The 14,043-nt window shown below is 37.1% G+C and carries 12 protein-coding genes; 4 read left to right on the top strand and 8 right to left on the bottom strand.

Features of this window, described 5'->3' with window-relative positions:
• Position 1: 1 nt before the first annotated feature.
• From apbC to IPM56_02215, 3 genes are all read left to right on the top strand, one after another.
• Positions 2-1,102 carry an iron-sulfur cluster carrier protein ApbC gene (gene apbC, locus IPM56_02225; protein QQS36799.1) on the top strand — a complete coding sequence of 367 codons (1,101 nt, stop codon included), beginning with the start codon at positions 2-4 and terminating at the stop codon, positions 1,100-1,102.
• Between the two features lie 10 nt (positions 1,103-1,112).
• Positions 1,113-1,337: a NifU family protein gene (locus IPM56_02220; protein QQS36798.1), complete on the top strand. Its 225-nt coding sequence runs from the start codon at positions 1,113-1,115 to the stop codon at positions 1,335-1,337.
• A gap of 74 nt (positions 1,338-1,411) precedes the next feature.
• On the top strand, positions 1,412-2,464 hold the full coding sequence (locus tag IPM56_02215; protein QQS36797.1) for an AI-2E family transporter: 1,053 nt from the start codon (positions 1,412-1,414) through the stop codon (positions 2,462-2,464).
• A 3-nt stretch (positions 2,465-2,467) separates the two neighbouring features.
• On the opposite strand, the gene IPM56_02210 is transcribed toward IPM56_02215, so the two are convergent.
• From IPM56_02210 to IPM56_02175, 8 genes are all read right to left on the bottom strand, one after another.
• On the bottom strand, positions 2,468-3,466 hold the full coding sequence (locus tag IPM56_02210; GenBank protein QQS36796.1) for an AAA family ATPase: 999 nt from the start codon (positions 3,464-3,466) through the stop codon (positions 2,468-2,470).
• Positions 3,467-3,501: 35 nt separating this feature from the next.
• On the bottom strand, positions 3,502-4,773 hold the full coding sequence (locus IPM56_02205) for a peptidylprolyl isomerase (protein QQS36795.1): 1,272 nt from the start codon (positions 4,771-4,773) through the stop codon (positions 3,502-3,504).
• A 3-nt stretch (positions 4,774-4,776) separates the two neighbouring features.
• Entirely contained in the window at positions 4,777-5,604 is an 828-nt protein-coding gene (locus IPM56_02200; GenBank protein ID QQS36794.1) for a hypothetical protein, read from the bottom strand.
• Positions 5,579-7,435, bottom strand: a complete 1,857-nt coding sequence (locus tag IPM56_02195) for a peptidylprolyl isomerase (protein ID QQS36793.1) — start codon at positions 7,433-7,435, stop codon at positions 5,579-5,581. The genes IPM56_02200 and IPM56_02195 overlap by 26 nt, the downstream gene beginning before the upstream one ends.
• A gap of 230 nt (positions 7,436-7,665) precedes the next feature.
• Positions 7,666-9,669: a S8 family peptidase gene (locus IPM56_02190; protein ID QQS36792.1), complete on the bottom strand. Its 2,004-nt coding sequence runs from the start codon at positions 9,667-9,669 to the stop codon at positions 7,666-7,668.
• A 22-nt stretch (positions 9,670-9,691) separates the two neighbouring features.
• Complete coding sequence (metG, locus tag IPM56_02185) at positions 9,692-11,722, bottom strand: methionine--tRNA ligase (protein QQS36791.1); 2,031 nt, start codon at positions 11,720-11,722, stop codon at positions 9,692-9,694.
• A gap of 75 nt (positions 11,723-11,797) precedes the next feature.
• Positions 11,798-11,971, bottom strand: coding sequence for a type II toxin-antitoxin system HicA family toxin (locus tag IPM56_02180; protein QQS36790.1), 174 nt, complete (start codon positions 11,969-11,971; stop codon positions 11,798-11,800).
• A 9-nt stretch (positions 11,972-11,980) separates the two neighbouring features.
• A complete protein-coding gene (locus IPM56_02175; GenBank protein ID QQS36789.1) occupies positions 11,981-12,205 on the bottom strand; it encodes a type II toxin-antitoxin system HicB family antitoxin in 225 nt (74 codons plus the stop codon).
• A 248-nt stretch (positions 12,206-12,453) separates the two neighbouring features.
• Here IPM56_02175 and IPM56_02170 point away from each other — a divergent pair, with 248 nt between their 5' ends.
• On the top strand, positions 12,454-13,971 hold the full coding sequence (locus IPM56_02170; protein ID QQS36788.1) for a serine hydrolase: 1,518 nt from the start codon (positions 12,454-12,456) through the stop codon (positions 13,969-13,971).
• Positions 13,972-14,043: the final 72 nt, after the last annotated feature.

The following is a 14,043-nucleotide window of genomic DNA, read 5'->3' as shown; positions in this document are numbered from 1 at the left end:
CATGACCGATGTAACAAAGAACGCAGTTATTAATTCATTAAAGAAAATAAATTACCCGGGACTCGATGTTTCCAAGCTTACATTAAACACAATAAGAAAATTTGATTTCGATAACAGCAGGCTTGCAATAGATGTTTCACTGCCTATCACAGATCAGGAGATAACAGATAAGCTAAAGAATAATATTTCCTCACATCTTCAAAAAGAATTTAGTGCGGTTAAAAAAGTTGATATAAATATTTCGGCAAAAGTATCAACGCACCAGGATGCAAAAAAAGATTCAATACTTCCGGGCGTTAAGAATAGAATTGCAGTTGCAAGCGGCAAAGGTGGAGTCGGTAAAAGCACAGTCGCAGTAAATCTCGCTGTCACGCTCGCTAAAGAAGGTGCAAGTGTCGGTCTGATAGATGCAGACATATACGGACCGAGTATTCCTCTTATGCTTGGCATAAATGAAAAACCAAAAGTTTATCAAAGCGGCAATGTAACAAAGATGATTCCGCTTGAAAGTTATGGTATAAAATTGATCTCTATCGGGCTACTTGTTGATGATAACGCACCGGTTATCTGGCGCGGTCCAATGGCAAGCGGTGCAGTTAAACAGTTCATGTCCGATGTTGACTGGGGTGAACTTGATTACCTTGTTTTCGATATGCCGCCGGGAACAGGTGATATACAGTTAACACTTGTTCAGACAATCCCGCTTACAGGGGCTGTAATTGTTACAACACCGCAGGAAGTATCACTGATCGATGCACGCAAAGCATTAAAAATGTTTACGCGTGTTAATGTACCGGTGCTGGGTGTAGTTGAAAATATGAGTTACTTCATCGCTCCTGATACCGGGAAACAATATGATATATTCGGTCGCGGCGGCGGTGAAAAAATTTCAAATGAACTGAATGTTCCCTTCCTCGGTGGAATTCCTATCGACCCGAGAATAAGAATCGGCGGTGACAATGGAACACCGATTGTTTTTGATATGCCTGATTCCGAGCACGCAAATATGCTTTCAAAAATTTCTTTGAACCTTGAAGAACAGGTTAACAAAAGAAATGCAGAAGGGAATTCTAAAATTGAAATCATTCTTGGTGATGATTAATATTTAATTTATGAAAGATGAAATTGTCATTGCGCTGAAAACTATCCGACCTTTTCTTCAGGCTGATAACGGGGATATTGAACTTGTTGAAGTTAGTGATGACGGAATTGTTAAAGTAAGACTTACAGGTGAATGCAAAACCTGTCCGATGTCTCAAATGACTTTAAGAGCCGGAATTGAACGCGCATTGATGAAAGAAGTACCCGCCGTAAGAAGAGTTGAAGCTATTGATTGACAGAATATTTTTTTACTTTAAATCAACTAAATAAATCTGTTTCATTCAGTTCCTTAATTTGAGCAGACCAACTTATGCCATCAGTAACGACAGGAAGAGCCGCTAAAATAATTCTCTGGTTTTGCGCCGGTATATGCGCGTTAATCCTTTTCTACCTGCTGCTTGATGTTTTCATCATTTTAGTAATATCAATTCTGCTTGCATTTATTTTTCACCCCGCAGTTCTATTCCTTGAAAAGCTTGGGATAAAACGCGGCAGGGCAACGGCAATTATATTTCTTGCATTCGGGTTTTCGGTTTACCTGCTGATGTCGGTTTTCATTCCTACTTTTGTACTTCAGATGAATGAACTAATTCAATCATTAAGATATTATTCGCTGCACGACCAGATAATTTCGCTTGAAAAGGAAATTCAAAAGTATCTCCCATTCTTTGATCCCGGTGAACTTTCAACCAAGATCGAGGAATTTATTTCAGGTCAGATTATTAATTCATTCGACCAGATAAGTACAGTACTTTCAAGTATTGTTTCAATCATTGCAATACTTGTGATAGTACCATTTATAACATTCTTTGTACTTAAAGACAGCAGGGCAATTACGAAAAGCATACTTCACGTAATGCCGAATAAATATTTTGAACTGGCTTACTGGATAATCAAAAGAATCAGCGTTCAGTTAGGAAGATTTGTCCGCGGATGGATTTTCGATGCCACTTTTGTTGGTGTTGCATTAGGTATCGGCTTTTATATTCTCGGTTTGGAAAACTCTCTGCCATTAGGTGTCATCTCAGGCTTAGGTCACCTTGTTCCCTATTTTGGTCCTATCATTGGCGGTATACCCGCGGCAATAATTTCTATTATACAGTTCGGTGATCTCTCGCAGATACCATACATTGCAATGCTGGTAGCGATAGTATATACATTGGATAATGGTTTCGTTCAGCCATATGTATTTTCAAAAAGTGTTGATATGCATCCGATAGTAATTATTCTTCTGATAATTGCAGGCAGTCAGTTGTTTGGGATAATCGGGATGCTACTGGCTGTCCCCTTTGCAACGGTAATGAGAACAGCGGTAAAAGAAATTTACTTTGCACTTAAGAATTACAAGATCGCCAAGCTTTGATATTTAAACCACTTCAAGAAGCTTCTTAATAATCTCTTCTGATTTTATTCCTTCAGCTTCAGCACTAAAGTTAGTTATTATTCTGTGGCGCAGCACGGGTGTTAGCGATGATTTAACATCATCAATATTCGGTGTGAATCTGCCGTCAATAACAGCTTTGGATTTTGCCGCAAGTATCAGATACTGAGATGCACGCGGTCCGGCGCCCCATGTTATCCAGTCTTTTACAAACTTCGGTGAGTGCGAATTATTTGCACGGGTCATATTTGTAATTTTAACAGCGTATTCAACAACATTATCCGCTACAGGAACGCGTCGAACTAAATCCTGAAATCCCATTATCTCATCCGCACCAACAACCTTGTTTAGCTGCGGGTTATATCCGCTCGTTGTTGAGTGAACGATTTTTACTTCTTCCTGGAAGCTTGGATAATCGAGCCAAAGGTTAAACATAAATCTGTCAAGCTGTGCCTCCGGTAACGGGTAGGTACCTTCCTGCTCAATGGGGTTTTGAGTTGCTAAAACAAAAAACGGTTCAGGAAGATGATAAGTTGTTCCTGCTGCGGTCACCTTGTGTTCCTGCATAGCTTCAAGTAATGCAGATTGTGTTTTGGGAGGTGTTCTGTTTATTTCATCGGCAAGTATAACGTTTGCAAAAACAGGACCTTTTACAAATTTGAAATTTCTTTTCTTACTCGACTGATCTTCTTCAAGTATTTCAATTCCTGTTATATCGCTTGGCATTAAATCGGGAGTAAACTGTATCCTGCTAAAAGAAAGATCCAGTACTTCCGAAAGTGTTTTAATGAGAAGTGTTTTTGCTAAACCGGGAACACCAATGAGCAGGCAATGTCCTTTTGACAGTAGTGAAATGATAAGGTCGTCGATTATTTTTTCCTGCCCGACAATAACTTTACCTATTTCAGTTTTTATTTTCTTAACATTTTCACTCAGTGAGGAAACAAGTTCTATATCATCTTTGGTGGTTTCGCCGTTTTTCAAAATTATGTTCCGTATTGTTTAATAAGTTTGGAATTTCAGATCCTTATTTCCCAGAAAATTTTTGATTTTAATTCATCGATCCATTCTTCATACTTTTTCTGTCGTTTAAATTCATCCGCGAGTCTTTTTATTTCATTATAATCCTGTTCAAGGTTAGCAATATGCTGAGTAGTTTTCTTTTCAAGATAAACAATGTGATATCCATAACTGGAGGCAGAATATTCTATCCTTCTTGGAAAACTTATTTCGCCTTCTTTAAGTTTTGATACAATATCAAGTAAAGTTTTATCAAGCTGATTAAGATAAAATGTACCGAGGTTGCCTCCGAACACACTTGTCTCTTTATCCTCGCTGTACTTTTTCGCCAACTCGCTGAATGTTGCCAATCCTCTTGTTACGCTGTCTCTGACATCTGTAAGGAATTCAATTGTTTTAAGATCAGCAGCGTCATCAATTTTTATTTTTACAAGAATGTGCCTTGTGTGAATTGACTCGCCTCTTCGTTCCAGCATTTGAATGATGTGAAATCCCACCGGTGATTCAACTACTTCGGACATTTGACCATCATTTAACAGAAATGCAGCCGATTCAAACTCAGGGTAAAATATTCCGCGTTTAACAAAGCCAAGGTCACCGCCCTGGGCAGCACTTCCCGGATCTTCAGAATATCTTTTTGCCATCGTTGAAAAGTCGGCGCCGGCTTTTATCGAGTCGAGAATTGACTGAGCTAATTCACGGTATTTTTCTTTTACCTTATCAGTTGCTTTGGGATTTCTGAATATGTGAGATATCTGAACTTTTTCAGGAATCATACCAAGACTATCTTTATAAATTCCGAAGAAGTCTTCCACTTCACGTCTTGTTGCTTCAAGTCCGGAAAAATTCTTTTCCTGGAGACGCTGAACCATAATGTTTTTCCTGACTTCATCCCTCAGTTCTCTTTTTATTTTTTCAATTGTCATTCCATAAACCTGTTCAACTTTTTCTTTTGAACCATACTGCTGTTTGAACGCTTCAATCTGGTAATCTATGCGGTTGTTTACCTCATCATCGGAAACAATTATGGAATCAAAATTTGCCTGTGCATACACAAGTTTATCGTCGATCATCGCCTTTAATACCTGGTCACGCAGACCCGGAGTTGAAGGATCGATCTTTCGCTGAGCGGCAAGAAGGTTGGTCTGGAAATCAAGTTCGCTTAATAAAATAATTTCATTATCAACAACAGCAACTACTTTGTCCAGCACCTGCTGTGGAAGCATAACTGATGTAAATAAAAAGAATAGAAAAATAATTTTATACTTCATTTGTCACCTGGTTTTAATCTCAACATCATTGTTTGAATATAAATTTTCCATTAGTTCTTTAAAAAGTTTGTTCTTTCTTATCTGAACATACCTGCTTTCAACTTCATCTTTAACCAGGTCGAATGCCGGTATTTCATCTTTATTGTATTTGCTCTCAACCTGTACAATCGTGTACATCCCTGCGTATATCGGCAGTAGTATGCTAACCTCAGCGGGATCCAAGGATGTAACCACTTTATAAAGTTCAGCCGGATGAATTTCATAATCATAAAGCCGCTGTGCAGCATAACTTTTTATGAAAGCTGAATCGGAATTAAAACTGTTCAGGGCTTTGTTCCAGTTGCTTTCAATCACAGTATTACGAAAGAGTATGGCTTTATCCTCATTTATAAAATCAACACGGTTAATAATATAGGTATCGGCTATCAGTTTAAAGTCATTTTTATTTTCCTCAAAATAACTCTCAACATCTTTTCGCGTATATCTTATCGTTTCCTCTTCAAGGTATTTATTCAGATACATCGATACCGCAAGTTCCTTTTTGCTGTTTTCAATAAGCTGTTTGTAGGATTCTTCGTTTGTTATACCCTCCTTAACAGCTTCCTGGTATAACAATTCACGTTCTATCCAGTTATTAATAACTTCATTCTTATAATACTTTTTCCCGGTTGAAGTATCGGCTAACTCAGCTAATTCTTTACCGGTGAGGTAGGAGTCGTTTACTTTTGCTACGTAATCGGTTCGGGATTTTTCATTATCGCAGCCCCAAATTAGAGCTGCGATAATGAATATTATTGAATTGAATTTAATTTTGTTTAAATGCTTTTTCAAGTTTATCGTAATTGATTACCGGTTTGTACCGCATCTTTAATGATTCGATATATTCCTGCTCAAGCCTTTTGCTTTCAAGTTCCTGGAATGAACCGGAAACTTCTGCTTTTGCTTCTTCAAAAGTTTTTATGCGAGAAGGATCTTTTTCGACGAGCATAATAATCGAATAACCGTTTGGACTCTGCACAGGTTTGGTGTATTGACCGGGTTTCTCAAGTGTAGATGCAAGCTTTGCATTTTCCGAAGAGTTGACATCAACCATTCCCCAGTCTCCATGTTTTTCTTTGAAGCCTGGTCGCTCAGTGTATTTGAATGCAAGTGAGTCGAATTCTTCTCCGGCAACAAGTAAATCATAATAATGATTTATCACCGAATCTTTCCTTGCAAAAATTTCTTTGTAACGAACTCTGTCAGGCCAAACATATTTTTCTTTTGTCTGCTGATAATGATTGTAAAGTTTTACACTGTCAATCTCGATTTTTTTCCAGACTTCATCATCCTGTATTTTGAAGATGTAAGTACCATTTCTGTAATTATCCATCAATGCTGCAAAATCCGGACGTGTTTTTTCCAAAGTCAATGCTTCTTCTTCAAGCAGCACATCTTCTGTAGCTTTTTTTACTGCATCGTGGAGTAAGGTTATGTTTATAAACCTGTTTGAAAAATCATTCATGCTTCCCTGAATCTCGAACAGTTTTGAAGCCGGGTAAGTTTTTCCACTGTACGTAAAGACGGTCAGGTCTTTTAACTCTTCCATTTTAGGATGCATGGTACTGAATTTTACTGAGTCACTTTTTGCTACAATAGTATTCAGATTATCTTCGTTAAGGTTATATCTGAATTTTCCTTTTAATGATGTCATCAGTTTATCAAGTTCTGACTGGTAGCGAGTCTGCTTATAGATTTTTTTAAGGTTTTCTTTTTCTTCATCGAATGAAGGATATGCTTTTTTCTCGGTCAATTTAATTATGTGATAACCATAAGCCGTTCTGATTACATCAGACACATCACCGACTTTCATTTTGAAAGCAGCTTCATCGAACTCTTTAACCATTTGCCGGCGTTCAAAAAATCCAAGATCGCCGCCATTTGGCTTTGAACCAGTATCATCACTGTATTCTTTTGCAAGTTCACCAAAATCCTCACCGCTCTTTATCCGCATCATTACTGAGTCTATCCTGCTTTTTGCGGCAATGGAATCAACCGGACCTTCCTGGTTTGATAATGAAACAAGGATATGGCTTGCTCTTAGCTGGGGAACTCTTTCCTGTTTATCTGTTACTTTAACAATGTGATAACCAAAACGAGTTTTTACAACATCAGGGTAAACCTGGTTGACTTCTGTGTTTACAAATGCATCTTCAAACTCAACAGGCAGTTGTCCTGCAGTTACGTAAAATATATCTCCCTGGTTTGCCGTTGAAAAATGATCATCAGAATATTTCACCATAGACTCAAATGAAGCGCCTTTTTTTATACTGTCAAGAACAGATAATGCTTCATATTTTGCTGCACCTTCTCCGGCGGAATCGGGACGGAACATTATGTGACTTACTCTCCATTCCCATTTTCTTTTTTCATATAAATCAGCTACGCCGGGCTCAACTATCTCTTTCTCAAGAAGGAAAGTAACGCCAACCTTCTTTTTATAATCCAATAGTTCGGCATTTATAGTCGGGTCATCAGCATAATTTCTGATTTCTGCATCTCTTAATTTCATTTTGAAATTAACGTACAGATCCAGAAAGTTTTTAAGTTTGGAAAGGCTATCCTGTTTAGCAATTTCAACGCCGCCAACGTTGCTGGCATAAACGTCTTCAAATTCTTTCATTTTAATTGCTCGATCGTTGAACTCCGCTAACACAATTTCCGAATGCTGTGGAGAACAGGATGATAATATTACTGATAAGACAATCGAAAATAGAGTTGCAAATCGCAAAAACATTTAATCGGTCTCCTTTTTAAATTAAGTTATAATTTTGGCTGCCAATTTTAGCAATAGGGTTCCTGAAAATCAAGGAAATAAGCCCTCAATCGCCCTCTTCCCTGAAAACCCTGGTATTATTTTAACAGGTTTATTTTTATAGATTGATTAAAATCTCCGGCTGATAAATTTACGAAATAGATTCCGCTCGGGTAATCGTTCATATTGATATTAACAGAATGGATTCCTTTTTCGACTTCAGAATTAAGAATAACCATCAACTCATTTCCAAGCACATCAAATATTTTTACTTTTACATTTGATTTAACAGGAACGGTAAAATCAATTTTGGTTGATGGATTGAATGGGTTTGGATAGTTTTGTGAAAGCCTGAATGAAGTTGCCAAAGCAATATCAACCAGAATTTCGTTTGAGTATTTGAAAGAACCATCATAATCAATTTGTTTCAGGCGATAATAATTTTTTCCTGTACTAAATTTTTCATCTGTGAATGTATAGAAACTGTTATTTGATGTGGTACCTTTACCCTCAACAAATCCTATAGTTTCATAAGAATTAGTTTCAGTCTCCCTTTGAATTTCAAATCCGTAATTATTTTTTTCCGATGATGTGATCCACTCAAGATTCACAATATCGTTAGAGTAACGTGCATTGAACGAAGTCAATTCAACCGGCAGCGGAAAAACCTGTATTGCTGCGAGTGTATTCAGAATACCCCAGCCATACTCGTTATCAGGATTTGTATGCCGTGATGCTGTATTTCTCATCGCATCACGAACCTGCAGTGGAGTCAGATTTGGATTTGCACACAGGATAAGCGCAGCAACACCGGCCGCTAACGGACAGCTAAACGATGTTCCACTTGCTGTTGTAAAATTATTGTTGTTATATGGACTGGCAACTCTTGTGGAAGAGCCCATAGCCATAATATCGGGTTTTGTTCGTCCATCAACAGTAGGTCCAACACTGCTGAACGATGATCTTGTACCTGTACTTGTAACTGAACCAACAGCTATAACGCTATCGCCATCTGCCGGAGCGCCAAGTGTATTGTGTGAACTGTTGCTTCCTTCATTTCCTGCTGAGTTAACTACTACTATTCCCCTTGCAACCGCAAGGTCAGCCGCAATTGTAATACGGCAGGTGTTTCCATTCATACTTTGCCACGTATAACTTGGGTACGGAGTGTCAAAACCTATATAACCTAATGATGTAGATGTAACATCGACACCTATACTATCAGCCCATTCAACAGCGGCTATCCAGTTGTCTTCTTCGATAGGGGTTTCGCTCTCTGTATTTTCAGTCTTTGCAAGAATAAAATCAGAGTCAAAGGCGGGACCAATAAGATTTCCGGGACTAAATCCTCCAATGGTGGATAATGTCTGAGTTCCATGTGTTCCTGTACCCATATCATTTCCATCACCAACATCCGGATCCCCGTTCACGAAATCCCAGGCAGCAATGATATTCATATCAGCAAACGCGATGTGCGAAAGCCTGTTAAACCCCGCATCAAGTACACATATAGTTATACCCTGTCCTGTATAACCTGAATCATGAACAGCAGGAACACTGATCTGATTCATTTGAGTGAATGAACTACCATAATTGTAAGAATAAGTATTCTCCGGCTGCTTCAATAAAACAGGTTCAACCGATGATTCCTGAACAAGTGGTTCATAATTTTTCTTTAATGCGTAAACTATATCCAGATTTTTCACAAAAGGAAGATTTACGATTGAATTGATTTCATATTTTGTAATGTAACCGCTTATTCCATTGAACCATTTTGATTTTTGTTTGAGTTCAAATCCAAAAGACTGCACAGTTTCAATATAGTTTGTCTGTACAGGTAAATCCTGATAGTTGATAAGCTGACTTACCGGGTAAACTTTTTCACGACGTTTAAGTGATTTTTCACTTACCACACTTCTCGGGTCAGAATAGAAAGTATTTAATTCAGTTCCTTTGTCGTTGAAGAAAATCCAGACGAGTATTTTCTCCTGGCTGTTTACCTGTTCAACTTTTTGTTGAAGAAGAGGGGAAACTTTTTCGAGCGGTGATTGTGCCAATACTGTTACTGCACATATCAAGACTGTAAATAAAATTTTTTTCATCTTTTTCCCTTTGTTTTTATCATTACTTAACTCTTGTTCCATTACTTACATTGCTGCCGGGACTCAATATTTCCAATGTCCCGCCAGATGTTTCTGCTGCCAGAATCATACCATGCGACTCAGTACCCATTAGCTTTGCAGCCTTAAGATTTGCGACTATTACAACTTTTTTACCTACCAAATCTTCCGGTTTATAACTTTTTGCAATACCGGCAACTACCTGTCTTTCTTCATTATCGAGACGAACTTTTAATTTTATTAACTTTTCACTCTTGGCAAGTTTCTCAGCTTCTATGACTTCAGCAACTTTTAGCTCGATTTTCATGAAGTCTTCGTAAGAAATTAGTTCATCCTGTTTTTGATTATTACCGGAAAGATTATTCATCTGTGTTTCTATTTTTTCATCTTCAATTTTAGGGAAAAGTATTTCTGCAGCATTTAGCTGATGTCCGGGTTTCAACTGAGGTTTTCCTGAGTCAATCCAATCTACAGATTTTGCATTCAGCATTTTAAATAATTTTTCAGTTGTAAAAGGTAGAACAGGTGAAAATAATTCTGCAAGTGTATAAATCGCCTGAAGACAAATATTTAAAGTTGTCCCGCATTTTTCTTTATCTGACTTAACTGTTTTCCATGGTTCTGAATCATTAAAATATTTATTGCCATCGCGGGCAAGATTCATTATTTCGTTTACACCATCGCGTATCTTATACTTTTCAAAATATTCTGAAATACGTTTAGGATATTCAGATATTTCATTCAGCATATCTTCATCAATTTTCTCAAGCCTTCCTGCTAAAGGAACTTTTCCATCAAAATGTTTAAACACAAATGTGAAAGTTCTGTTGATAAAGTTACCTAGTATATCAGCAAGTTCAGAATTATTTCTTAACTGAAATTCTTTCCAGTAAAAATCCGTGTCACGTGTTTCAGGTAGATTAGCTGCAAGTGTATAACGAAGCGGATCGGCAGGAAAAATATCGAGGAACTCATCAACATCAATTCCCCATCCCCTGCTTTTAGAAAACTTCTTTCCTTCAAAATTTAAGAACTCATTTGCAGGAACATTCTGCGGAAGACAATATTTCTCTCTGCCCGCTTCATTCCACGCCATAAGTATTGCCGGAAAAATTATTGTGTGAAATACAACATTATCTTTCCCGATGAAAGCGACATATTTTGTTTCGGGGTCCTGCCAGTACTTTTTCCAGAGTTCAGGATTATTTTTTTGTTGTGATAATTCTTTTGTGGAAGATATATAACCGAGTACCGCTTCAAACCAGACATAAATAACTTTACCAGCAGCGCTATCCACAGGAACTTTTATTCCCCAATCCAGATCTCTTGTAATTGCCCTGTCCTTTAGTCCATCCTTAAACCAGCCTCTGCAATATTGAAGTACGTTTTCTTTCCAACCAAACTTGTTATTCATATCGTCGATATACTTTTCAAGTGCCGGTTGATATTTGCCAAGGGGGAAATAATAATGCGAAGTCTCTTTTAAAGTCGGTGTGCCTCCTGAAATTTTACTTTTTGGATTTTTTAATTCCGCCGGGTCATACAATGAACCGCAATTTTCACATTCATCACTTCTCGCTTCTTCGTAACCGCATTTGGGACATGTACCTTCTACATATCTGTCAGGCAAAAACATTTTTGCCTTTTCATCATAAAACTGGTTTGACTTTTTTTCTATCAGAAGTCCGCGATTAAAAAATTCCAGGAAAAATTCTTTTGCAGTTTCGTGATGAATCGGGAGACTTGTACGAGAATAGTTATCAAAACTCATCCCGAACCGTTCAAACGCTTTTTTATTTTGTGAGTGATACCTGTCAATAATCACATTTGGTGAGACTTTTTCTTTATCAGCACTTATGGTAATTGGAACACCGTGTTCATCAGAACCGCAGATGTAAATAATATCATCACCGTTTAATCTTTTATAACGTACATAAATATCCGCAGGCAGGTATGCGCCGCTTAAATGTCCGAGATGAATAGGTCCGTTTGCGTAAGGAAGCGCGGAAGTAACAAGAATTTTTTCTTTAGGCACTGAATTTCCGTAAAAACATATTAGCTGAATTTGAAGGATTAATATAAGGAAAATTGGAAGGAAATAAGACAGATATTATTCAATCGCTTTAAGAACCTGTTTCACAATTTTAGGATGCAATATCTTTCCTTTATGAAATGGGATTACCACCCGTGCTTCATTTTTCATATATATTTTGTGGCTCCCTCTTGTACGTATGAATATAAATCCATTTTCAAGTAGAATTTTTTCAGCTTCGGCGGCTTTCAAGCGGGGTCTTTAGGCAATCGAAACCTCGTAACTGGTAGTCAAAATTTCTCTTGCGGTTAATTTTATTTTCTCTTGCTCTGTCAATGTTTCAAGATAAAGTTCAATCGCTTCTTTTATATTCTCACTAACTTCATCCAATGTATCACCCTGAGTTTGACATCCTTCAAGATCAGGACAGTAAGCGTAATAACCAAACTCATCTTTTTCGATAATTATATTTAATCTTTTTGACATAGAAGTCTCTGATTTTGTATTTAAAGGTAATGAAAGAATTATAAAAATAATACCTTACCTGTAATTTAACTGTTCCAGTCTGGAGTATAGTTCTGTTAATTCTAACTGGATATTATTTTTTTAGGATAATTTTAGTTACACATTTACTGAGCTAAATAATACTATTCTTTCATCCGCTCATCAAATTATTTGATTATCGACAATTATTATTTTCTTAATTTTGAAACAAAATTCTGAAAGGAAATTAAATGAAAAGAATATTTACCCTCTTCTTCCTTCTGATACTATCATTTCAAATTTATTCTCAGCCTGTATTTGTGACTGACAGTCTCGACAGCTATGTACAGCGCGCTCTTGAAAAATATGACATTCCCGGTGTTGCTGTTTGTGTTATTAAGGACGGCAAGATTGATTTAATAAAAAGTTATGGCGTTAAAGAACTCGGAACAAATGACAAGGTTGATGAAAACACTCTCTTCCTTATCGGTTCAAATACAAAAGCGTTTACAGGAACCGCTTTAGCTTTAATGGAAAATGAAAAACTTTGTTCACTTGATGACAAGGTGGTCAAATATCTTCCTGATTTTAAAATGAAGGATGAGTGGGTAACTAAAGAATTAAATCTCATTGATATTGTTTCGCACAGAATGGGAATGGAAACTTTCCAAGGTGATTTTATGTACTGGACTTCTGATCTTACAAGTGATGAAGTGGTTGAGAAATTCGGGAAGCTTACTCCAAATTATGGTTTCAGAACAAAATGGGGATACACAAATGCCGGTTATGCTATCGCAGGAAAAGTTATTCACGCTATTACCGGTTTAACTTGGGAACAATACCTTAAAGAAAAAATTTTCACTCCTTTAAAAATGAATAGAACTGTCGCTCTGTCAGCTGAATTTTATAATTCTGAAAATATTGCAAAAGCACATTCGTATGTAGATGGGAAAATGTCTGTCATTCCGTTTCAAAGTTTTGATAATCTAGCACCATGCGGAGCTATCGGTTCATCAATTAGTGATATGAGTCACTGGCTCATCGCACAATTAGACAGCGGTAAATTGGATGGAGGAAATATAATTCCATATTCAGTGATTCAAAGAACAAGACAACCACAATCAATCGAAGGAAGATCACGTCATCCCTATAACAAAACGCATTTTACTTTGTATGGTCTCGGTTGGGAATTTCAGGATTATGAAGGACGCGAACTCGTTCAGCACACCGGCGGTGTTAATGGTTTTGTGACTTCTGTTACACTTGTTCCCGAAGAAAAACTCGGTGTAGTTGTGTTAACAAATACTGATCAGAATCCTTTTTTTGTCTCGTTGAAATGGGAAATAATTGATGCCTATCTCGGGCTACCTTATAGAAATTATGATTCAACATTTTATGAATCATTTAACCGGAGAAACCTCAACAGGGCAAAATGGATTAAAGATATGCGCGATTCAGTCAGCATGAACCTGGCATCTTCAATTGATTTAGGAAAACTTACCGGAAGATATGAGAATGAAGTTTATGGTTACATAGATATCACAAAAAATGAAAATATTCTTGAAATAAATTTCGAACATCATTCAAAACTTAAGGGCAAACTTGAATTCATAAACGAAAACAGGTTCCTTTGTACTTACAGTGATCCGACTTACGGGGTTAAAGTAATTCCGTTTGAAATTGAAAATGGAATTGTAAAATCTTTAACTCTAAGTGTTGATGATTTTATTGAGTTTACAAAATATGAATTCAAGAAAATCCATCATTAATGCGATAATAGATTATAAGTATTTGTTTTGTAGGGAACGGTCTCTGAATGTTCATCTGTTTAGGATTATTTG

The organism is Ignavibacteriales bacterium (assembly GCA_016700155.1).
Taxonomy (GTDB): Bacteria; Bacteroidota; Ignavibacteria; order Ignavibacteriales; family Ignavibacteriaceae.
Note: the sequence above shows the minus strand (reverse complement) of the source record. Positions and strands in the feature narration are given on the sequence as shown.